The 20763-nt window shown below is 68.5% G+C and carries 23 protein-coding genes; 6 read left to right on the top strand and 17 right to left on the bottom strand.

The annotated features are described in order from the left end of the window. The first annotated feature begins 13 nt into the window (after positions 1-13). Positions 14-604: a cadmium resistance transporter gene (locus JOE61_RS17430; protein WP_193667649.1), complete on the top strand. Its 591-nt coding sequence runs from the start codon at positions 14-16 to the stop codon at positions 602-604. A 280-nt stretch (positions 605-884) separates the two neighbouring features. On the opposite strand, the gene JOE61_RS17425 is transcribed toward JOE61_RS17430, so the two are convergent. From JOE61_RS17425 to JOE61_RS17395, 7 genes are read right to left on the bottom strand one after another with little or no spacing between them, the layout of a single operon-like run. Then, complete coding sequence (locus JOE61_RS17425; protein WP_204797290.1) at positions 885-2303, bottom strand: NADH-quinone oxidoreductase subunit N; 1419 nt, start codon at positions 2301-2303, stop codon at positions 885-887. A 4-nt stretch (positions 2304-2307) separates the two neighbouring features. Beyond that, positions 2308-3798: a complex I subunit 4 family protein gene (locus tag JOE61_RS17420; protein WP_193667650.1), complete on the bottom strand. Its 1491-nt coding sequence runs from the start codon at positions 3796-3798 to the stop codon at positions 2308-2310. A gap of 2 nt (positions 3799-3800) precedes the next feature. Further along, complete coding sequence (locus JOE61_RS17415) at positions 3801-5726, bottom strand: proton-conducting transporter transmembrane domain-containing protein (RefSeq protein ID WP_193667651.1); 1926 nt, start codon at positions 5724-5726, stop codon at positions 3801-3803. Positions 5727-5734: 8 nt separating this feature from the next. Further along, positions 5735-6037, bottom strand: coding sequence for an NADH-quinone oxidoreductase subunit NuoK (locus JOE61_RS17410; protein ID WP_193667652.1), 303 nt, complete (start codon positions 6035-6037; stop codon positions 5735-5737). After that, positions 6034-6597 carry an NADH-quinone oxidoreductase subunit J gene (locus tag JOE61_RS17405; RefSeq protein WP_193667653.1) on the bottom strand — a complete coding sequence of 188 codons (564 nt, stop codon included), beginning with the start codon at positions 6595-6597 and terminating at the stop codon, positions 6034-6036. The genes JOE61_RS17410 and JOE61_RS17405 overlap by 4 nt, the downstream gene beginning before the upstream one ends. A gap of 2 nt (positions 6598-6599) precedes the next feature. Then, positions 6600-7565, bottom strand: a complete 966-nt coding sequence (locus tag JOE61_RS17400) for a complex I subunit 1 family protein (RefSeq protein ID WP_204797289.1) — start codon at positions 7563-7565, stop codon at positions 6600-6602. Beyond that, entirely contained in the window at positions 7558-8322 is a 765-nt protein-coding gene (locus JOE61_RS17395) for a hypothetical protein (protein WP_204797288.1), read from the bottom strand. Before JOE61_RS17395 ends, JOE61_RS17400 begins: the two co-directional genes overlap by 8 nt. Between JOE61_RS17395 and JOE61_RS17390 the strand changes: the two genes are divergently transcribed. After that, on the top strand, positions 8305-8772 hold the full coding sequence (locus JOE61_RS17390) for a hypothetical protein (protein WP_204797287.1): 468 nt from the start codon (positions 8305-8307) through the stop codon (positions 8770-8772). The genes JOE61_RS17395 and JOE61_RS17390 overlap by 18 nt on opposite strands. A gap of 125 nt (positions 8773-8897) precedes the next feature. Here the strand turns inward: JOE61_RS17390 and JOE61_RS17385 are convergent, their stop codons facing one another. The 10 genes from JOE61_RS17385 to JOE61_RS17340 form a co-directional block, all read right to left on the bottom strand. Beyond that, the gene (locus JOE61_RS17385; protein WP_227491389.1) at positions 8898-9221 is read right to left on the bottom strand and encodes an NADH-quinone oxidoreductase subunit A; all 324 of its coding nucleotides are present in this window, start codon (positions 9219-9221) and stop codon (positions 8898-8900) included. A 79-nt stretch (positions 9222-9300) separates the two neighbouring features. Continuing rightward, positions 9301-9525, bottom strand: a complete 225-nt coding sequence (locus JOE61_RS17380) for a DUF305 domain-containing protein (RefSeq protein ID WP_204797285.1) — start codon at positions 9523-9525, stop codon at positions 9301-9303. Further along, positions 9526-9711: a hypothetical protein gene (locus JOE61_RS17375; protein ID WP_204797284.1), complete on the bottom strand. Its 186-nt coding sequence runs from the start codon at positions 9709-9711 to the stop codon at positions 9526-9528. A 95-nt stretch (positions 9712-9806) separates the two neighbouring features. Next, complete coding sequence (locus JOE61_RS17370; protein WP_193667656.1) at positions 9807-10064, bottom strand: SHOCT domain-containing protein; 258 nt, start codon at positions 10062-10064, stop codon at positions 9807-9809. 87 nt (positions 10065-10151) lie between these two features. Then, positions 10152-11618 (bottom strand): multicopper oxidase family protein, encoded by a 1467-nt coding sequence (locus tag JOE61_RS17365; protein WP_193667657.1) that lies wholly within the window; start codon positions 11616-11618, stop codon positions 10152-10154. Next, positions 11615-11842: an SHOCT domain-containing protein gene (locus JOE61_RS17360; RefSeq protein ID WP_193667658.1), complete on the bottom strand. Its 228-nt coding sequence runs from the start codon at positions 11840-11842 to the stop codon at positions 11615-11617. The genes JOE61_RS17365 and JOE61_RS17360 overlap by 4 nt, the downstream gene beginning before the upstream one ends. Next, positions 11839-12711, bottom strand: coding sequence for a F510_1955 family glycosylhydrolase (locus JOE61_RS17355; RefSeq protein WP_193667659.1), 873 nt, complete (start codon positions 12709-12711; stop codon positions 11839-11841). The genes JOE61_RS17360 and JOE61_RS17355 overlap by 4 nt, the downstream gene beginning before the upstream one ends. A 79-nt stretch (positions 12712-12790) precedes the next feature. Then, positions 12791-13219, bottom strand: coding sequence for a hypothetical protein (locus JOE61_RS17350; protein WP_193667660.1), 429 nt, complete (start codon positions 13217-13219; stop codon positions 12791-12793). 789 nt (positions 13220-14008) lie between these two features. Next, a complete protein-coding gene (locus JOE61_RS17345; RefSeq protein ID WP_193667661.1) occupies positions 14009-14368 on the bottom strand; it encodes a HepT-like ribonuclease domain-containing protein in 360 nt (119 codons plus the stop codon). Continuing rightward, complete coding sequence (locus tag JOE61_RS17340) at positions 14368-14841, bottom strand: nucleotidyltransferase domain-containing protein (protein WP_193667662.1); 474 nt, start codon at positions 14839-14841, stop codon at positions 14368-14370. The genes JOE61_RS17345 and JOE61_RS17340 overlap by 1 nt, the downstream gene beginning before the upstream one ends. 404 nt (positions 14842-15245) lie before the next feature. On the opposite strand from JOE61_RS17340, the gene JOE61_RS17335 reads away from it, so the two are divergent. From JOE61_RS17335 to JOE61_RS17320, 4 genes are read left to right on the top strand one after another with little or no spacing between them, the layout of a single operon-like run. Then, positions 15246-17060: an ATP-dependent nuclease gene (locus JOE61_RS17335; RefSeq protein WP_193667663.1), complete on the top strand. Its 1815-nt coding sequence runs from the start codon at positions 15246-15248 to the stop codon at positions 17058-17060. Then, positions 17053-18405, top strand: coding sequence for a UvrD-helicase domain-containing protein (locus JOE61_RS17330; protein WP_193667664.1), 1353 nt, complete (start codon positions 17053-17055; stop codon positions 18403-18405). Before JOE61_RS17335 ends, JOE61_RS17330 begins: the two co-directional genes overlap by 8 nt. A 50-nt stretch (positions 18406-18455) precedes the next feature. After that, positions 18456-20018 (top strand): IS21 family transposase, encoded by a 1563-nt coding sequence (gene istA, locus JOE61_RS17325; RefSeq protein ID WP_193671191.1) that lies wholly within the window; start codon positions 18456-18458, stop codon positions 20016-20018. Further along, positions 20015-20761 carry an ATP-binding protein gene (locus JOE61_RS17320; protein WP_307823079.1) on the top strand — a complete coding sequence of 249 codons (747 nt, stop codon included), beginning with the start codon at positions 20015-20017 and terminating at the stop codon, positions 20759-20761. Before istA ends, JOE61_RS17320 begins: the two co-directional genes overlap by 4 nt. Positions 20762-20763 lie beyond the last annotated feature (2 nt).

Raw genomic sequence — 20763 nt, 5'->3', positions numbered from 1 at the left:
GGAGACATGCGCGTTGATCACTTCCGCGTTGCAGGCGATCGGCCTGTTCCTGGTCACCAACATCGACGACATCATCGTCCTGTCCCTGTTCTTCGCACGCGGAGCAGGCCAACGCGGCACCACCACCAAGATCGTGGTCGGGCAGTACCTCGGGTTCGGCGCCATCCTCCTGGCCTCGGTCGCGGTGACGTTCGGGGCCGGGCTGTTCCTCCCCGACGACGCCATCCCCTACTTCGGTCTGATCCCCCTGGCGCTCGGGCTGTGGGCCGCCTGGCAGGTGTGGCGCAACGGGGACGACGATGACGACAGCGTCGCCGACAGACCGATCAGCGCTCTGACCGTGGCCGCCGTGACCTTCGCCAACGGCGGGGACAACATCGGGGTCTACGTGCCGGTGTTCCTCACGGTCGGCACGGCAGCCGTCGTGGCCTACTGCGTCGTATTCCTCGCCCTCGTACTGGTCCTCGTCCTCGCCGCCAAGTTCGTCGCGACCCGCAAGCCGATCGCCGAGGTTCTGGAGCGCTGGGAGCACGTGCTCTTCCCGCTCGTCCTCATCCTGCTCGGCCTCGTCATCCTGATCGAAGGCGGCGCGTTCGGCCTCTGAGCACACGGGCCCTGTGCGCGACGTCGCTTTCCCGAAGAGGAACGTCGACCGCCTCAGACCAGGCACCGGCTGTCCAGAACTCCGCATCCTCAACGGCGATCATGTCGCGGACGGCAGGTCCGTCCCGGCCGCCTCCTTCGCTGGGATAAGTCGGGGGACCAGCCGGATGTAGACGAGCATCCCCACCAACTCGACCAGGGTCTGGGTGACCACGATCGCCGGTGTCACAGCGTATGCCGCCCGATCCGTGCGTGGGGTGGGTCCCCACCCGGGATGCAGGTCAGACCGAGAAGACACTCCAGAGGACGCCTGCGCCTATGCCGAGCACGAGGCTGAGACCCGAGGTCACCACCGCCGTCGTCGCCGACCAAGCACGAGGGACGAACGCTCCTGGCAGGGTCCGCGCGGGGGGTTCCCCCCGGCCGTAGACGGGTGCGATCCACCGAAGGTAGTAGAAGAGACTGACCACGGTGTTGACGAACACCAGCACGGCCAGCCAGGCAAGCCCGCCGTCCCAGGCGGCGGCGGTGGTGGTGAGCTTGCCCGCGAAGACGACGGTCGGCGGGGTGCCGACGAGGCCGAGCAGCGCCACCACGAGGGATGCGCCAAGCCATGGCCGGGCTCGTCCCATGCCGCGGTAGGAGTCGAGGTCGCGCCGGTCAGGGAAGGCGGTCGTCACTGCGAAAGCCGCGAGGTTGGTGACGGTGTAGCCGGCGAGGTAGAGCAGCAGGGCGGGCAGGGCCAAGTCGCTGCGCCCGGCCACCGCGACCGGCACGAGGAGGTAGCCGACCTGGCTGACCGTGGACCAGCCGAGCAGGCGCCGGGGGTCGCTCTGCCAGTAGGCGGCGAGATTGCCGAGGGTCATGCTGGCGACCGCGAGGACCGCGACCAGCAGCGGCCAGGCGAGGGTGTCGGGGAGCATGGCGATGAGCCGGTAGGCCGCAACCATCGCGCCGATCTTGGGCACAGTGGTGAGGAAGGCCGCGACCGCTCCACCCGCACCCTCGGCGGCATCGGGGACCCAGAAGTGCCCCGGGACACCGCCGGCCTTGAACATCAGACCACCCAGCACCGCCACGACGCCCGCCGCGACCACGCCCCGCGGCGCCCCAGCAAGTCGGTCGGTGAGCTCGGCGTACGACGTGGTCGCGGAGACGCCGTAGAGCAGCGTGACCCCGACCAGCAGCAGGATGCCGAACAGGGCACCCAGCAGGTAGGTCTTCATCGCCGCCTCGGCTCCGCGGGGCGTGCGCGCGATGCCGATCAGGCCGTAGAGCGGGATGCTCGCGAGCAGGAACCCGACCACCACCACGAGCAGATCGTCGGCGCCGGCGAGGACGAGCGTGCCGGTCGTCGAGAACAAGAAGAGTGCGTAGGTCTCGCTCTCCCGCGGCGAGCCGGCGATCTCGTCGGAGGCCAGCGCGAGGACGATCAACGTGCCGAGGGCGGCGACGATCCGCGCCACTCCGGTGGCGGTGTCGACGGTGAAGGTGCCCTCCATGGCCGGCTGGGCCGAGCCGGGGAGGTCGACCGCGGCCAGGATGGCGGCGGCGACCAGCGCGGCCGCGGCGATGACGCGGGTGACCCACTGGCGGGTCCGCGGGAGGAAGGACCCGCTGACCAGGACCGCGAGCCCGCCGAGGAACAGCACGATCTCCGGCAGGAGCAGGAGCGGCCGCATCGCCATGTCGGAGCCCACGGGCCTACCTTCCGACGAGCTCGACGGCGACCTCGGCCGCGGGCTCGATCACGGCGAGCAGTGGTCGGGGGAACACTCCGATGAGCAGGGAGAGCACCAGCAGCGGGCCGACCGACCAGACCTCGGCGGCGCGCAGGTCGGTGAAGCCGACCGAGCGGCCGCGGGTCTCGCCGGTGAAGATCCGTTGCAGCGCTCGGAGGAACAGCGCCGCGGTGAGGAGGATTCCGACGAGCGCGATGGCTGTGACGGGGGCGGCGGCGATGCTGCCGGTGAAGATCTGGAACTCCGCGATGAAGCCGGACAGCCCGGGAAGGCCAAGGGAGGCGAAGGCACCGACGGCGAAGAAGGCGGCGAATCGGGGGGCGGGTCCGGCCAGGCCGCCGTAGGAGTCCATGTCGTAGGTCGCTGCCCGGTCCTGGAGGACGCCGGCGAGGAGGAACAGCGCACCGGTGATCAGGCCGTGGCTGACCATCTGTGTGACGGCACCGGTGACCGCAATGGACCGGGCCTGCGCGGTGTCGTCGGCGACGAGCCCTGCGGCGCCGACGGCGAGGACGATGTAGCCCATGTGGTTCACCGACGTGTAGGCGACCATCCGCTTGAAGTTCGTCTGGGCCAGGGCCACCAGGGCGCCGTACACGACAGAGACGATGCCGACGACGATGATCACCCACGCCCAGTCCCGCCACGCCTCGGGCAGCATCGGCATCGCGATCCGCACGAATCCGTAGGTGCCCATCTTCAGCAGCACGCCCGCCAGGACCGCCGAGCCGATCGCCGGCGCGTCGGTGTGGGCCGGGGGCAGCCAGGTGTGGAACGGCACGGTCGGGGTCTTCACCGCCAGTCCGACCAGGATGGCGGCCAGCACCAGCCCACCGGCAAGCGACGACCCGGCGAGCGGGGTCTGCTCGGCCAGCTCGACCATGTCGAAGGTGTGCGGGTCGGCGGCGATGTAGAGGCCGATGAACCCGACGAGCAGGGCCAGGGAGCCCAGGAACGTGTAGAGGAAGAACTTCATCGCCGACCGGGCGGCGTTGCCGTGCCCCCAGCCGGCGATCACGAAGTACATGCCGACGATCGAGAGGTCGAAGAAGACGAAGAAGAGGATCAGGTCGGCGGCGACGAACAGGCCCATGCTGACGCTCTGGAGGAAGAGGAACAGCGCAGCCTGGAGACGCGGCCGGTCGGTCTCGCGCAGCGCGAAGATCGCGCAGGCGAGGAAGATCACCGCGGTCATCGCGATCAGCGGCAGGGACAACCCGTCGACGCCGAGGTGGTAGCTGCTGTTCACGCCGGGGATCCACTCGGCCTGCTCCTCAAAGGCGAGTCGTCCGGCCGTGGGCGTCTCGTAGCGCAGCCACGCCGCGACCACGAGGGCGAGGTCGGCGGCTGCGACCGCGACCCATGCCCACCGTGCGGCCGTGTCGCCGAGCCGCGGAAGCGCGAGCAGGGCCAGAGCGGCAGCCAGGGGCAGGAAGACGATCAGACTGAGCACGTTCACCTCACCGTGACAAGGAGCAGGACGCCGATCGCGAGCACCGCGACGGCCTGGATGTAGTACTGGTGCAGCTGGCCGGTCTGCGGACGACGTGCGAGCCGGCCGAGGCGGCGCAGCTGCGCAGCGAGCCCCTCGACCGCCCCATCGAACCACCGGTCGTCGTCCCGTGCCGCGCGAGCCGCGGTCCACAGCGACGCCCGGGACGTTGTCTCGACCGCCCCGTCGAGCACCCGGTCGTCGAAGGTCGCTGCCCGACGCGCCAGACCGAGCGCGGCCGCGGCGGACCCGGCCACGCCCCGGTCCAGGACGCGGTCGTCGAAGCGCGCCAGCGCCTCTGCCAGCGCGAGGGTCGGGCGTACGACGAGGGCCTGTGTTGCGCGCTCGAGGCCCAGCCAGGCCAGGGCCCAGCCCGGCTCCGGCACCGGACGCCACCACACGAGCGCCAGCACCCCCAGTGCGACCACGACCGACGCGGCCATCTCCAGCGGCGTCGGGTGGAGCGGCTCCTCGCCGAGAGCGCGGGCGACCGTGTCGCCGAACGGCGGCAGCGCGAGCACGCCGAGGACCACTGCGCCGAGAGCGAGGGCGACCAGCGGCGTCTGCTCCAGCATGCCGACGTGGCGGGTGCCCCGCTGCTCCTCGTCGAGGTGTGCCTCGACCTGGGCGTGTTCCCGCTCGGGCAGCTGTCGCCACAGGATCACCAGGATCTTGCCGGCGTAGGCCGCCGAGAGCGCGGCCGCGGCGAGGCCGACGGCGTAGAGCCACGGTGACTCTGCCAGGGCCGCGGCGAGGACCGCGTCCTTGGTCGCCCACAGCGCCAGCGGGGCGACGCCCGCGAGGGACAGCGCACCCGCGGTGGCGGCCCAGCCGACCAGCCGCCACCTCCGAGCCACGCCGCGCAGGCCGGCGAGCTGCTTGGTGCCGAGCGCGGTGAGCCAGGCCCCGGCGGCGAGGAAGAGCAGCGCCTTGGTCGAGGCGTGTGCGACGAGGTGTGCCGCTCCCCCGCTCACCGAGGCCAGCCCGGCGCCCATGACCACGAACCCGAGCTGGGCGGAGGTGGAGGCGGCGAGGAGCTGTTTGAGGTCCTGCTGTGCCACGGCGACGGCGCCGAGCAGCAGCGCCGTGAGTGCGCCCACCCAGGCAGCAGCCGGCGCGGCCCAGCTCGTCGAGGCCAACAGTGGCTCGGTGCGCAGCAGCAGGTAGCCACCCATGGCGACCATGGCGGCGGAGTGCAACAGTGCACTGACCGGGCTCGGTCCCTCCATCGCGCGCGACAGCCAGAACGAGAACGGGAGCTGGGCCGCCTTGCCGAGAGCCGCGACCAGGACACCCGCCGCGACCACGTGGCGCCACCCCTCGCTGGCTGCGGGCAGGTCGGCCAGTGACAGGCCGGCTCCACCGGCGAGCGCTGCCCCGGCCGCGACGTACAGCCCGACGTCCGCCGTGCGCGTGGTCACGAACGCCGTGGTGCCGGCGGAGACCCGGTGGTCGTCGCGCCACCAGAATCCGATCAGCGCGAAGGACGTGGCGCCCATCACCTCCCAGGCGAACAGCAGCGCGGGCAGCGTCTCGGCAGTCGCGGTCAGGAGCGCGGCGGAGGCGAAGAGCAGCATGAGTCCGTGGAACCGGGCCTGTGACTCGCGGATCTCGCCGGCCGAGAACACCAGCACGAGCAGGCTCACGACCGCGACCGTCGGTGCGACCAGCGCGGACAGGGCGTCCACCCCGAGGGCGAGGTCGCTGCCGGCCATGAACGGCACTGACACCCTCGGACGTTCGAGGGCGACGACCACCGACAGTGCGGCTGTGGTGAAGGCCGTGGCCAGCGACACGGCGGCCGCCGCCCGCTCGAGTCGCGTGAGGGCGAGCCCGCCGCCCACCACGGCGGGGAGCAGTACGAGCAGCCAGAGTGCGGTCTCGGCCATGGACCCGGTCACCCCGACAGGTCCGTGGCCATGTCGGTCATGTCGGCACCACGCTCACGATGCAGCAGCGTGGCGACCGCGAAGCCCATCGCCATCTCAACTGTCATCGCGGCGATGATCACCATGAGGAGGACCTGCCCGGTCGGGTCGGGCGCGAGGAACCACCAGACGCCGGCAGCGGCGAGGATGACAGCGTTGATCATGAGTTCCAGGCCCATCATCACCATCACCACGACCTGCTGGGAGATCGCGCCGTACAGCCCTACGCTGAAGATCGCCGCGGCGATGAGCAGGGTCGCCTCCAGGGTCATCGACCGACACCTCCCGGCTGAGGATCGTCTGCGGGGCGCTGCTTCAGGTCATCGCCGAACCGGTTGTAGCGGGTGCGGTGCGCGGCCAGCACGACGCCAGCCACGATCGTGGCGACCATCACCGGACTGATCACGGCCATCACCAGCATCTTCGGGCCCATCAACGCCTCCCCCAGCGCCATCGTGACGTCCGGCGGTGGGCTGCCCCGGCGGGTGGGCCAGTCGACCATCAGGATGCCTGTCGCGAGCGCCAGGAACGTGGTCAGGGCGACGGCGATGGCGGTCTTGTTGCTGTGCACCATGCTCATCGGCATCAGCGCGGGGTTCATCCCCATGAACATGACCATGTAGACGGCCATGATGGCCATCTCCATGACCATCATCAGGATCGTCACCACGCCGACGTAGTTCTGCTGCAGGAAGAGCACCTGCAGGCCAACCGCGACGAAGGACAGGGCGAGGGCGTACGTCGCGCGCGCCATCGAGTTGACGTAGAAGACCGCAGCGCCGCCGAGCACGGCGACGAGCCCGATCCCCCAGAAGGCGATGTCGGTGATCACGTTCACGACCTCCCGACAGCGATGACGGCGACGACCAGGTCCTGCAGCAGCACGGCCGGGAGCAGCAGCATCCAGCCCACCTCCATGAACTTGTCCGGCCGGAAGGCCGGCAGCCGCCGCCGCAGCCAGACCAGGACCGCGAGTAGGGCAACGGTCTTCACCAGCACCCAGGCCCAGTCCGGCAGCAGCGGGCCGGCGCCGCCGCCGAGGAACATCGGGACCGCGAACGCGGCGCCGGCAGCCAGCAACGCATATCGCCCCGCCTCGAACACCAGCCGGTCCACGCCCGACAGTTCCGCTCGTGCCCCGCCGGCGACGTCCGTGCCGATCGCCGGAGCGAACGGTCCCCACACCGAGAAGGCGGCGACCCCGAGCAGGTAGACGAGGAACGCCACCGGCATCCAGGCCACGAACCAGAGTCCGTCCTGGGCCGCCGCGACCCTGCCGACGTTCAGGCTCTCGGCGGCGATCGCCGGAGCGACTAGGGCAAACATCAACGGAAGCTCGTAGCCCAGCCCGTGTGCCAGGAACCGGTAGCCGCCGACGAGCGAGTGTGCCGAGTTCGCGCCCCACCCGGTCAGCCACACCAGCGCCCAGACCATCACGTCCATGGCGTTGAACCACATGACCCCCACGTCGAGGTCGAAGATGGTCCACTCCCCCAGCGGCACGACCGTCACCATCAGCGCCGCCACTACCAGCAGCCCGGCACCCCCGAGGCGCCACAACAGCCGGTCGGCTTCGACGGTGGTACGACGCCGCTGCCGCATCAGCCGGGCCGCCTCACCGAACGGCCGGACCGGCCCGGCCATCGTCCCGCCCGGCTTACCCCCCGCACGCGCGGCGAGGGCACCGTCCAGCATGGCAGCGGTTACGGCCAACACACCCAGAATCCCCAACGCGGCAATCGCCCAGCCGGGTGCCACGGTGGTGATCGGCGAGTCCGTCATCGGCATCGGGTCAGCCATGGGACACCTCGTGCTCCGCCTGTCGGGCGAGCAGCTCGTGGATGTCGAGGCTGGCGAGGACCAGACGTGCCGTGGCGAGATCCAGACCCATGACCAGATGTGCCAGGTGGTCGGTCGAGAGTGTCCGGCCGGCGTCGTTCGTCCGACTGCCGGTGTCACCGGCGGCGGTCGCGGCAACACCGGCGACCGCCCGGTCCAGCATGCCGATCAGCCGGTCATAGGTGTCACCGACCGCGTCGGCCGGCAACCCCCGGGCGTGGGCGTCCTCGTCGCTCAGCCGCCTGACGCCTCGAAGCGACCAGCGCAACGTCCACGAACGACGGACCCTCCGGCGCAGACGCTCGAGTTCCGACCCCGCCGCTCCGTCCCCGGACTCCAGGGCGGTGTCGCGGACCCTTCGGGCCTCTGCCGCGGCGTCGTCCCACCCCGCCAACGCCAGGAGCGAGGCGATGTTGTCGATGCCGCGGGCTGGCCCGAAGACTTCGTCCTCTTGGCGGGCAGGCCCGTCGACGAGCTCGGCCTGTGCCTCGACGATGACATCGCCCTGCAGCGAGCAGCGCAACACCAGACCGGCCGGCCAGTGCGGCAGAACAGGCCCGCAACGCACCTGCAAGACGTCCATCTCGAGGCCGTCGCGGTCCTCGCCGCCCTCCGCGAGAGGGATGCCTCCCGGGGACATCTCCATGTCGCCGTGGTCCATGCCCTCGTGGCCCTCGTGGCCGCCGTGGTCCATGCCCTCGTGGCCGCCGTGGTCCATGCCCTCGTGGCCGCCGTGGCCCATGCCTTGGTGGCCGCCGTGGTCCATGCCCTCGTCGCCGCCGTGGTCCATGCCTTGGTGGCCGCCGTGGTCCATGCCCTCGTCGCCGCCGTGGTCGATGCCCTCGTGGCCGCCGTGGTCCATGCCCTCGTGGCCGTCACCTGGACCGTGGTCCATGTCTCCATGGCCGCCATGACTCTCGGCTCCAGGTCCGGCGTGCTCGGCGAGGAGTTCGGAGGCGGTGGGTCGCTGCTGCGCGTCACGGCGGTGGTGGTCGGTGTCGAGCAGGCCGGTGTGTGCTTCGTCCAGTCGAGCACCCACTTCGTCGCCCGCGTGCACGTCCACGCGCACCCGTGGTCCTGGCATCTGGTGCCAGACGCCCTCGATCGCTTCCGCGAGCTCCGGCCCGGGTTCGCCGCACACGACGAGTACGTCGGCGTCCGCGGGTGAGTCGGCGAGCCGCCATCCTCGCGCGAACAAGTTGCGCTCCGCCGCCATTCGCGTGCGCCACGAGCCCGGCACCTCGACGACCAGAGCGTGAGCGTGCCGGGAAGCGCTCCGTGCGAGCGCGTCACTCAGACCCAACGCAGTGCCCCCTCCCGCCATGCCCAGAGCACGGCGACGAACAAGGCAGCCAGGAAGAGGAACATCTCGACGACCGCGGTCACGCCGACCTGTGCGACGACGACCGCCCAGGGATACATGAACAGCATCTCGACGTCGAAGGCGAGGAAGAGCAGCGTCGCGAGGTACCAGCGCACGTGGTACCGCGACAGTGCGTGCTGCGCGGGGGCCCAGCCCGACTCGAAGGGAAGCACGTTTAGCGAGTCTGGCGCTACGGCGGTGAGCCTGTGCAGCGCGTACAGCCCGAGTACGAGTACCCCGACCGCGCTCGACATCACGACAACCCCTGCGTACATGACTCTCCTCTCGCGTTCAGATCGTCGCCACCGGCTGACTATGGACGGGGATCCGTGCTCAGGGGCTGGCCTCGAAGTCCGGGACGGGGCGCTGCTTGGCCTCTTCCTCGGGGGTGGCGGCACCGTTCTTCTCGATGTCCTCGATCAGCCACTTCATCTCGGCGATCTCGATGCGCTGAGCCTTGATGATCTCGTCGGCCAGCTTGCGCACACGCACGTCTTCGATCTCGGACCGCTCGCTGGTGAGGATCGCGATCGAGTGGTGCGGGATCATGCCCTTCATTTAGGACTCGTCCTGCACAAACGTCTGCGACCGGGACAGCCACAACGCGGAGCCTCCCACGACGAGCGCGGCCACGATGATGGCGACGTTGACCTTGACGTTCTTGTACATCATCCCCCACATGAAGCCGACGTGCTTCTTGTGCTGCTCGTGCTCGGACTGGTTCTGATCGGACTTCGTGGTCATGCTGGGTCTCCTCTCATCGGGGATACTTATCCACATCGCCGGTTGTGACACCGGAGCTTGTCGTCGGTGATCCGGCGCAATGGTTCCGCCTGCGCCTATCGGTCGCTGTCGTCTCGGAGCTGACGGAGGCGGTCCTGGTACTCCTCGTCGGTGAGCTCGCCACGGGCGTAGCGCTCGTCGAGGATCTCTTGCGCTCGAGTTCTCCCGGTCCCCGGTCCAGGCGCGCTGCCACTGCCGCGGTTCGTGCCTCCGCCGCTGCCGCGAACCAGCAGCACGACGACGAGAACGATGACCAGGATCATGACGGGCCAGATGAACCACATCCAGCCCATGCCTCCTCCGTTGCCATACATGGGTCTCACCTCTCTTTCCGATTCCTGGAGCCCGAGGGCTCCGCTGTGTTGTCAGGTGGCCCGCTCGGGGCAGGGACCGCCGCGAGGTCAACTGGCCAGGACGGTGCCCATCATTCCCCGGTCCTCGTGGTCGAGGATGTGGCAGTGGTAGACGGTCCGGCCGCCGAAGTCCTCGAACGCGACCCGGACCTTGACCTGGCTGCGGGCGGGAACGTTCACCACGTCGAGCCAGACAGGCTCTGGCACCTCGCGGCCGTCGGTCTCCAACAGCTGCATCGGCCACACGTGCAGATGGAAAGGATGGTCCATCGGGCTGTCATTGCCGATGGTCCACTCCTCCACCGTGCCCATCCCGACCTGCTGGTCGATCCGGTCGGCGTCGAACTCCTCACCGTCGAAGGTGAAGCTCATCGGACCGTCGCCGCCGCCCATCATCCCGCCCATGCCCATCTGGAAGGTGAGCGACCGACGACCATCGACGTCAGCGTCACGCAGGTCGCGGACAGCCGGGCCAGGCGGGATCTCACCCGCGGCTCGGTTGCCGCTCGCGGAAACGCCCAGGCGGGCGAGGGTCACCGGCCCGCCACCCCCTGACATCGGGCCCCCACCCATCATCTGGCCCATCATGCCGCCACGGTCGACCGGCATCGCGGTCAGCTCGCTGCCTCCCTCGGACAGGTCGACCACCAGGTCGAGCCGGTTCCCGGGCGCGAGCACGACGTCCTTCAACGCCATGTCCCGGGGCAGGCGACCCACGTCGCGACCGACCACACGAGCCCGCTGCCCCGGCAGTCTCAACGCGAGGTAGCGGGCCGTGCAGGCATTCACGACGCGCCACCGTTCACGCTCACCTGATCGACCCTTGAGGTCAGGCTCAGCGGCACCGTTGACCAGGACGAGCTCACCCTCGCGGCCCATCATCTGCTCCATGGTGGACGGGCTCACCAGTGAGCCACCGGAGTCCAGGGTGATGTCGGAGACGACCATGACCCGTTCCCGGTCGACGGTGATCTCCTCGTCGTCCTCCACGATGATGGCGCCGTAGAGTCCGCCGAACACCTGGTCCGCGACCGTGCCATGGTGGTGCGGGTGGTACCAGTACACGCCTGGTGGATGGTTCTCGGGCAACCGATACTCATACCGATGCGCCTGGTCCGGTTCGACAGCGACGAACACATTGTCCCCGTTAGCCTCGGGGGACACGTGCAGCCCGTGCACGTGCAGGTTCGTGACCCGATCGAGCCGGTTCACCAGCTCCACTCGCAGCGTGTCGCCCGGCCGCAGCCGCAACGTCGGACCCGGCACACCGCCGTTGAACCCCATCGTCGTGGCCTGCCGGCCGGCGACCTCGTGGCTGCCCAGCGCAGCCTCCAGCCGCACCTCCAGCAGGCCCCCGGTGCTCCGGAGAACCTCGGGCTCGGTGAACCGCTCCCCGGCGACGGGGTCCAGGACCGAGGTGGACAGCTCCCGCCACAGGCCCGTGCCACCGACGACGGTGCCCACCAGGCCGGCACCGCCCATCGTCAGAGCCGTGCGTCGGCTGATCGGATTCACGACTTCCCCTCCCTCAGGACGCGCGACCGGTGCTGGTACTCCTCCGTGCTCAGCTCGCCCGCCGCGTACCGCTCCTCGAGGATCTGTCGGGCACCACCCGTCCCGCTCGGCCGACCGGGCCGGCCCGAACCGGCTTCGAGGCCTCCGGCCAGCACCCGCACCGCCGTCACCACCAGCATCACGACGCCGAGGACCAGCAGCACTCCGTAGAACAACGCGATCATGGGCGCCCGACCTCGGACCACGTGGCACCAGTATCGGTGGACACGAGGACGCCGCCCTCCGTGGCGGCATACCACCGCGACTCGGTGGCGGTCAGCGCGCGAGGCACGTCCGGGAGTGATCCCACCTCCCGCCAGGAGTCCCCACCGTCGTCGCTGCGGTAGACCGACCCCTCGGGGCCGGCCCCGACCAGCAGGTCCTCGCTGTCCCAGTCCAGGAGCAACAACCGCGGCGCGGACTCCACGAGCTCGGGAGACCCGGAGACCTGGAGCCGGACGAGCGAACCGCTGCCATCGGTCAGCAGCACAAGATCGGGGTTGCCTGGATGGGCGGCCACGTCGGCGGCGGGCAACTGGCCCAGGTCGCGCCACCGCCTGCCGTCCTCGGTCAACATGAGGCGCCCGCTCTGGGAGTCGACCCCGTACACGCGCTCACCCGACGCCTCGAGCGCATGGAAGTCCGCCTCCCCTTCCAACGAGAGCGACCTCCACGTCCGACCGGAGTCTGTCGACTCGGAGAGTCCCAAGTGCGCGGGTCCCCCGGCGCCCGGCTCGGGGTGACCACTCATCAGGAAGCGGTCCGCGTCGGCGATGGTGAACGACATCGCATCGAAACGCTCCTCCCCCACACGCTCGAAGCCGTCGGCACCGAGGGCGAACACCCCGTGATGACTCGCGACGTAGAGCGTGTCGTCCGCGGGGTTCACGTCGAGAGAGTGGATATGGCCGAACTCCTCCCCGGCCGCAGCGGCGTCCGAGGCGGTTTGGTTCTCTGTAGAGCTACAGCTGGCGAGCAGGGCCACGGCCATGGAGAGGCCGACGACCAGAGGGAGACCAGAAGACAGACTCAGCGATTTGCGCGTCGCGCACATGCGCATACTCCAAATGAGATCGAATGACGGGCAGGACGGACGCACCGGACCCATGCGGGTGGTGCGCCGGTGTGCCTGATCAGATCCGGAGTACGGTCAGCTGTCGTTCGAACGGCGGTGGCAGCCCCGCCACGTCGAGCGCGGCGACGACCCACGGCACCAGACGCGGCAGACGCCATCCCCCGCCACGTGCCGCAATAGCGAGCAGCCACAAGCCCAGCGCCAAACCGGGCGTGAGCATCATCAGGCACAGCGCGAGCAACCCCCCGTCATCCGCCGGCGGGGCCTCGTCCCCGGCAACGACGCCGAGGGATGCGACCACGCCCACCGTGGTGTCGGTGGTCATGATGATCGTCGGGGCGGCGTGGTGCCCGACGTGCTCGCCGGAGTCCGGCCCGGACGCCAGCCCGTGCATGCCAACGATTCCGAGCGCGACTGCGCACAGGAGGACGACCAGCGGAAGCCGCGTCCTCACGGCTCCCGGGAAGGTGCGGTCGGCAAGAGTCATCGCATCCTGAGTTTAGGCACAGCCACACCCGGCCGCCAGCCAGGCACCTTGATCCTGCCGCTGTGAGGGCAGGCAGCGCCGCCGGACCCGAGGAGCGATCACGTGCCATCGGCACTCGTCAAGAAGGAAGACCGCCTTTGACGTCGGCTGCGAACGCTTCACAACGATCCCGAGTTCCAACGAGCCGTGTCCGCAGCGCGACAACGTCGCGCGTCATAGTCCAGGACGGCCCTTTTCACAGGTCGACGACATCGAGCTCATATGCCCGATTCGCTCTGGCCCGAGCTCATCAACCCCATCCTCGCCGCCGTCCTCCTCGGCGCCCGAAACCAGACACAGCCGAAGGCCACCGCAGCCGATTGGCGACGTCGGCCGCACCGCGATGATCACCAAGGTCGCCGACCACCCAGGCTGAATCCAGGTGGCGAACCCGGCACCGGACCCCGCTGCAGAGGGGGTTTTCGGGTCACAAAGCGCGACACAAGCCAGAATGGCTCAAATGACAAGTGGCCCGTGTCCTGCATTTCCGCAGGCCACGGGCCACTTTTCAGTAGCGGGGGCAGGATTTGAACCTGCGACCTCTGGTCATCCGGCGCGAGCGGGCGGGATCTGTCCGGCTCTTGCTGATCTTTGAGCATTCGTGCCCTTACCTGCGCGAACGTCCGACTTGACGGTGCCGAAGAGGTCTCACCTCTTGCTTGGATGTGACCTCGAGAGACGACTTGTGCCGTGGTTTTCGGGGACTAAACGCGACACGGTTCGAATCTCGGCTCCTCGTCTTGCCGGCGTTCAGTCATCTTCACCGAGCGTCATCTCGGCCTCCGCGAAGAGGCCCTGTAGCGAGACCTTCCACGCCGGCAGGTCTCTCGAGAGCGTCAGCCAGGTGAGCTCGCGGTTGATCTCGTCGTACTGGTGGATGATGAAGTTGCGGTTGGCGACGGCGAGTGCCCATTCGACGCCGTCGGGCGCCAACACGTCGAGCCGGGACAACCGGTTGGCTGCCTCACCGAGCTTCATCATGAGCGAGTCCCCCGCCTCTTGGAGCAAGGCATCGGCGAGGTAAGCATCCTTGCCGCGTTGCACGATCTCGTCGACGCGGCTCACCCAGGACTGGATGTGAAGGAGTTCCTTGGCCGCATTGACTTCCATCAGAGCAGCACTGCGTCGCGACGGATGTCGTCATCTAGCCTCGGCTTCAGACCGCCGTAGTCGACCAGATCGATCTGCCGACCGAGCACCTGCTCGATGAGCTGCTTGAACCTGATGAAACCGAACGACGACGTTTCCTCCGGCGACTCGACCAGCAGATCGATGTCGGAGTCCTGGCCCGCCTCCTGACGCGCCACCGAACCGAAGACTGCAAGCCTGCGGTACCCGGCATCTTCGGCGAGACTCCGGATCACCGGCGCAGCCGCCTCAATCAGCTTCTCCGGATGAACACTCGACAGATCCGAAGCCGCCCGCAACTGCTGACTCACCGCGGGCTGGCTGATCCCGAGCACCGTTGCGATCTCCCGCTGGCTCATCCCGGTCGCCACCATCGCCCTGAGGGCGAGCACACGCCGAAGCCGCGCAACATCCTCGTCATGTCGCGCGCCGCGATACTCGGCAAGAAGCGTCATAAGGCAATCTTATCATCGCTACCACCCCGCGAGGTCGCTCGCGCCCGCCGAGCCCGCAAGCTGGCCTCACGAACGCCCAAGAGGGGCTACGGATGTCGGCTCGATGTCGTCCCGCGAGACGCCCCTCTCCCGAGGACTCACCCGGACGGGTCCAACGGCCAACTGCCCGCCGTCATGCCTGACGCCGTCCCTTCCGGCCAGGGCGTTCGTCAATCAGGGTTCACCCTGCGGTACGGCGCGGCGCGGGTGACCCGAGAATCTGTGTCCTTCCGGCTCACGGAATGACGCTCAGCCGCGGTAGCCCGGACAGGGCAGCCGCACACCTGCAAAGTCGTTAACCATCCCGAGGAACGCCGGTCCTCCGCCTTAAGGTCGAGGAGACCTGCCTACCCGAAGCGAGGACCATGCGGATCCGGCGAATCGACATTGAGAACTTCCGCGGCATCAAGTCCGCCTCCTGGCGGCTGCCTACAAGCCGCCGATTCTCCGCCCTCATCGGCCCCGGGGACTCCACGAAGACCACAGTCTTGACCGCCCTCGAGCGCGCGCTCCACGACCGTGCAGGGCAGAGTGTTCTGGACACAGACTTCTACGACGCCGTGGTGGATCAACCGATCCGTATCCGGGTGGCGGTCGACGAGCTGCCAGATGAGCTCATCGCGATGGACGCGTTCGGCGGGTTCCTCGCCGGCATCGACGACGACGGCGAGTGGATGCACGACCCGGTCGACGAGGCTCAGCGCTGCGTCATCGTCGAGTTTCTGGTCAAGGCCGATCTCGAGCCCGTCTGGCAGTCATACCGACCGCCACTGGAGGGACTGGACGACGAGGAGCCGCACCCCATTCGTGCGCGGCACCGGTCACGGATGACGGCCTACCGGATCGACGACCGCATCGACGCGCATCTGAGGTGGTCACGGACCTCGTCCCTTGGGAAGCTCACCGCCAGCCGGGACGACACCAGGTCGACCCTCACGCTCGCAGGACGCGCGGCACGTGACGCTGCCGCTGGTGCGGTCACCGACGCCCTAAAGAATCTGGCGAAGGACGTTCAGCAGGAGGTGCAGGCGATCGGCACGACCGAGTTTGCGGACCTGAAGCCGGGACTTGACGTGTCATTGACCAACACCCAGGGCAACCTGGCGCTATTCGAAGGCGACGTCCCCTTGACGAACTTCGGGCTCGGCACCAGACGGCTGACGGGGGCCGCGACGCAGCAGCTCGCGAACCAGGGGAGCACCACTCTCCTCGTCGACGAGGTAGAGCACGGGCTAGAACCCCACCGGCTCGTTCACCTCCTGGGCCATCTGCGGACCAGCGAGGCGTTCTCGCAGGTGTTCGTCACCACTCATTCGCCGACAGCCCTGCAGCACCTCGAGGCCGAGGAGCTGGTGATGGTCCGTTCGACGGACGGTGTGACCGAACTTCGCCCGCTGGATGACCCAGTCGAGCTGCGGAATCTGCTGAAGAGCAGTCCCGAGGCCTTCCTGTCGCGCCGCATCGTCATCAACGAGGGGAAGACCGAGTACGGCGTGGTCCTCGAACACCTTGACCTGTGGAACCTCGGAGCGGACGCCGAGTCGGCGCCGTCGGCTGCACTCGGAGTCGTCGCCATTGAGGGCAACGGTGGGACCGGGTCAGCAGCCTGGGCGAAACAGTTCCTCCACGCCGGCTACGAGATCGTGCTGTTTATCGACAGCGACGACGAGGCTGCGAACAGCCTCGTGCCGGCCATCGAGGCCGCCGGCGGGACCGTAGTCCAGTGGAGCGGCGCCCACAGCATTGAGACAGCGATCTGCTCCCAGCTCGACGAGGCCGGGCTGACAGCGTTCATCGAGGCGGCCCTGGACGTTGCTGACGACCGGGAGGGCTCGGCGCAGTCCTACGCAGCCAAGCTGGTGGCGAAGGGTGCTCCCGCAGCGAGCACGGGCGCCGACCCGCTGGACGTCACCACCTGGGCAGCAGCGGGCGTCGTCCTAGAGAAGGCTCGCGAGATCGTCGGGCTCGCCGCCAAGGGCAAGGACATCGACAAGGAGAAGGCCTGGTTCAAGCGGGTCGACAAGGGTCGTCGCCTCGGCAGGTTCATCCTCGAGACGCCGGCGCTTCACACCGGTGAGGTCATGGCAAAACTCGACGAGCTGAAAGCCGCCATATACGCCCGCCCGGAGACAACACCGGAGGCACCACCCGCACTAGAGCCGGGGCAGCCCGGTGCCTGAGGACCTGTCGGATGAGCTGATGACGGACGCCGCAGGGTTCATCGACGCCCTTCCTGCCTCGGTCGTCATGCCGGCCGGAGCAGGCAAGACCCATCTGCTCGCGGCCGCCACGAAGCACGTCATCGACAGCGGCGGCAAGGTCCTGGTGATCACCCATACCAATGCGGGCGTCCACGCCGTCGCCGCCCGACTGAAGCGGTTCGGCGTGACGACTGGCGTCCAGATCACGACGATCACCAGCTTGGCCTTCCGCCTGGCGCGCGCATACCCGGTGCTCGGCGATCACATTGTCCCGCGCGTCATGGTTCCCGACGACTCGCTGGCCTACGTTCAGGCCGCGACCCGAGCCCTGGCGGGTCGGCACGTCCAGGCCGTCCTGAGAGCCTCGTACACACACGTCCTCGTCGACGAGTACCAGGACTGCAACGTCGAGCAGCACGCCATGGTGCTGAAGATCAAGGACACCGTCGGCAGCGTCGGCGTCCTCGGTGATCCCCTCCAGGCGATCTTCGGGTTCTCTGATGGGCTCCCGGACTGGGACGAGGTGCTCAGTGAGTTTCCCGAGCACCCCGACATCACGCCTGAGCCCCGACGCTGGGCCGGCCACAATGAGGATCTGGGAACCTGGCTGTTCAACATCCGCTCTCACCTCACCGCCGGCCGGGTCCTGCAGCTGGACAACCCCAAGTACCCGCCCGGGGTTCGATTCACCGACATCTCTGGGAACTACCAAGGAGTGGCCAACGCTGCACGATCTGCGCTGTCACTGCCAGCCAACGAAACCGTGCTCGTCATCAGCGCCCGGCATGCGGCCAGCGGCCGAAGCATCGCGGGTCAACTCGACGGCCTGTACACCGTGATGGAGGAGGTCGCCGGCAGCTTCATCGGCAGGTGGCTGACCAAGCTGCTCGATGCGGACCCCGACGGATATGCGTCCTGGCTCTTCGACTTCACCAAGAAGTGCCACGCAAAGAGCGGTGTCCTAGACCCCGACCCGCTAGGAAAGTGCTACGCCCGGGGCGGGGCCGGCGCCCACCTGCTGCACACGTCGGCGAAGCGGGAACCGGTTCGGATTGCCATCGAGGCCCTGGACCGGGTCGTCGCGAATCCCACCCTGGGTGAGCTGGCCGCGGCGATGGACGTCATCCCGAACGCGCCCGGGATCCGGCTGCACTCGCATGAGGCCTGGTACGACGCTAGGACCGCAATCCGCGGGGCGGCAGCGCAGGGTGAATATTCGCCTTACTGGGGTCCAGCGGCGGCGTGTTCCGGGGCCGTCGGGGTGACTGCTCGTTGGCGGGCTTGGGGGCCGGTGTTGGCGTCGTTGGGGGCCACCTGTTTCTAGGCTCCTCCCGCCGTGCGTATAGGGCGCACAGCGGAAGGAGCGGATCATCGATGGTACGGAAGATCAAGGCGAAGCTCGTGCTGCAGTTGCGAGCCGAGGGACTCTCAGGGCGAGCGATCGCGTCCTCGCAGGGAATGTCACGCAAGTCCATCACTGCGGTGCTGGACGCTGCGGACGTAGCCGGCATCAGTTGGGACGACGTCGCTGAACGCCCAGAGGACGAGGTGTACGCGCTGCTGTTCCCCGGACGCGGTGAGCACGAGAGCGTGTTCGCCCAGCCGAACTGGGACCAGGTCCACAAAGAGATGGCCCGGGTCGGGGTGACGCTGAAGCTGCTGCACAGCGAGTACACCGACTCATGTGCCGCGGCTGGCGAGCCAGCGATGGGCTACGACCGGTTCTGCCGCACCTACCAGCGCCACGTGCTGGTCACCGGCGTCGCGTCGCGTGTGGGTCACAAGGCCGCCCAGACCGTCGAGGTCGACTGGTCCGGCCCGACGATGCAACTGAGCGACCCGGTCAGCGGAGCGATAAGGACGGTGTACCTGTTCGTGGGGTGCCTGCCGTTCAGCCGGTACGCATTCGTGGAGCCGACCCTGGACATGAAGCAGGACACCTGGCTGCGGGCTCACGTGGCGATGTTCGAGGCCTTCGGCGGTTCGGTGCCCAGGGTCGTGTCGGACAACCTGAAGACCGGAGTGATCAAGCATCCCCGTGACGGCGAGATCGTCCTCAACGACGCCTACCGTGAGATGGCTGGGCACTACTCGGCCGCGGTGCTGCCAGGCCGGGTCCGCAAGGCCAAGGACAAAGCCAGCGTCGAGAACACGGTGTGGCACGTCGCGATGCGAATCATCGCCGACCTGCGTGATGAGAGGTTCACGTCGCTGCCCGAGCTCAAGGCGGCCATCACCAGCCGCGTGGAGGCCTACAACGGCGAGCCGTTCCAGAAGCGACCCGGCTCGCGGGCGAGCGTGTTCACGGCCGAGGAGCAGCCGCTGCTGCGGCCGCTGCCACAAACGGCCTACGAGATCAGCCGGTGGGTCTACGGGCGTCGGGTCGGGCGCAACGGGCATGTGGTGTGGGAGAAGAACTTCTACTCCGTACCGTTCGCCCACGTCGGCGCCTTGGTCGACCTGCGTATCACCGACCGGGTGCTGCAGGCCTACCGCGGCACCGCGCGGCTGAGCAGCCACTTGCTGCTGCCGCCGGACGCGGCCAACGAGTACCGCACCAATGACGCCGATCTCCCGGTCGGCGAACGGTATCGCCAGTGGGACCCGGACCGGGTCAGGGACTGGGCTGAGCGGATCGGCCCGGCGACGGTGAGCGTGGTGAACCGGATCTTCGAGTCCGTCCCGGTCGACGAGCAGGGCTTGGACGCCGCCCTGGCGGTGCTGCGGCTGTCGCGACGTTTCTCGGCCGAGCGGGTCGAGGCAGCCTCCCGGCTGGCGTTGGCAGGTCGGGTGCGGTCCCCGCGCTATGCGCACCTGCACCCCATCTTGGTCACCGGGCAGGACAAGACCGCCGGGCTGCGGCCACCACGCGAGGAACCAGCAGAAGCCGGTGGCTACGTTCGTGGTGCCGGCTACTACGCGGGCGGTGCCAAGTGAACGGCATCGACATCGAGACCAAGCGCAAGCTGCGTGAGATGGGCGCCGCGCCGCTGCTGGAGGCGCTCGAGGGCCAAGACGACACCCTGACGCTGGGGATGGGCTTCGGTGAACGGCTCCGGTTGGTGGTCGACGAGGCACACTCGACGTTCAACCACGCCAAGGTCGAGGGCCTGATCCGCCGCGCCGGACTGCGGTACCCCGGCGCCGACCTGCGCCGGCTCGATCTGGTCGAGGAACGTGGGCTGGACCGTCAGGTGATCGCCCAGCTCGGGACCTGCACGTTCATCGAGCGACAGCAGAACGTGGTGTTCCAGGGCTTCACCGGCTCCGGGAAGTCCTACCTCGGATGCGCGCTAGCCAAGCAGGCCTGCCAACACCGGATCCGTGCCCACTACATCCGCATGCCCGACCTGGAAGAAGCCTGGGCGCTGGCCAGTGACAAGCCACAAGGAGCGACGAAGTTCCTCAAGAAGTACGCGGCCTTCACGTTGCTGGTGATCGACGAATGGCTGCTCGACCACCCCGACGACGCCATCAGGAGCATGCTGCTCGAGCTACTGGAACGCAGGTACGACACCGGGTCCACGGTGTTTTGCACCCAATACGCCAAGAAGGACTGGCACCAGCGGCTCGGATCAGGAGTGCACGCCGACGCGATCATGGACCGCATCGTGCACAACACCATCTGGGTCGACACCGGCAACCACAACATGCGTGAACACGCCTCGATGAACCGGTGAAA

Source organism: Nocardioides salarius (assembly GCF_016907435.1).
GTDB lineage: Bacteria > Actinomycetota > Actinomycetes > Propionibacteriales > Nocardioidaceae > Nocardioides > Nocardioides salarius.
This window is presented reverse-complemented; position numbering and strand designations above follow the sequence as displayed.

Bases quoted from the DNA above. Each gene is read 5' to 3' on its own strand.
- JOE61_RS17415 (WP_193667651.1), bottom strand. From the start codon at position 5,726: ATGGCCGAGACCGCACTCTGGCTGCTCGTACTGCTCCCCGCCGTGGTG.
- JOE61_RS17410 (WP_193667652.1), bottom strand. From the start codon at position 6,037: ATGACCCTGGAGGCGACCCTGCTCATCGCCGCGGCGATCTTCAGCGTA.
- JOE61_RS17400 (WP_204797289.1), bottom strand. From the start codon at position 7,565: ATGGCTGACCCGATGCCGATGACGGACTCGCCGATCACCACCGTGGCA.
- JOE61_RS17395 (WP_204797288.1), bottom strand. From the start codon at position 8,322: ATGGACCACGGCGGCCACGAGGGCATGGACCACGGCGGCCACGAGGGC.
- JOE61_RS17385 (WP_227491389.1), bottom strand. From the start codon at position 9,221: ATGTCGAGCGCGGTCGGGGTACTCGTACTCGGGCTGTACGCGCTGCAC.
- JOE61_RS17380 (WP_204797285.1), bottom strand. From the start codon at position 9,525: ATGAAGGGCATGATCCCGCACCACTCGATCGCGATCCTCACCAGCGAG.
- JOE61_RS17375 (WP_204797284.1), bottom strand. From the start codon at position 9,711: ATGACCACGAAGTCCGATCAGAACCAGTCCGAGCACGAGCAGCACAAG.
- JOE61_RS17370 (WP_193667656.1), bottom strand. From the start codon at position 10,064: ATGTATGGCAACGGAGGAGGCATGGGCTGGATGTGGTTCATCTGGCCC.
- JOE61_RS17360 (WP_193667658.1), bottom strand. From the start codon at position 11,842: ATGATCGCGTTGTTCTACGGAGTGCTGCTGGTCCTCGGCGTCGTGATG.
- JOE61_RS17355 (WP_193667659.1), bottom strand. From the start codon at position 12,711: ATGTGCGCGACGCGCAAATCGCTGAGTCTGTCTTCTGGTCTCCCTCTG.
- JOE61_RS17350 (WP_193667660.1), bottom strand. From the start codon at position 13,219: ATGACTCTTGCCGACCGCACCTTCCCGGGAGCCGTGAGGACGCGGCTT.
- JOE61_RS17345 (WP_193667661.1), bottom strand. From the start codon at position 14,368: ATGGAAGTCAATGCGGCCAAGGAACTCCTTCACATCCAGTCCTGGGTG.
- JOE61_RS17340 (WP_193667662.1), bottom strand. From the start codon at position 14,841: ATGACGCTTCTTGCCGAGTATCGCGGCGCGCGACATGACGAGGATGTT.
- JOE61_RS17335 (WP_193667663.1), top strand. From the start codon at position 15,246: ATGCGGATCCGGCGAATCGACATTGAGAACTTCCGCGGCATCAAGTCC.
- istA (WP_193671191.1), top strand. From the start codon at position 18,456: ATGGTACGGAAGATCAAGGCGAAGCTCGTGCTGCAGTTGCGAGCCGAG.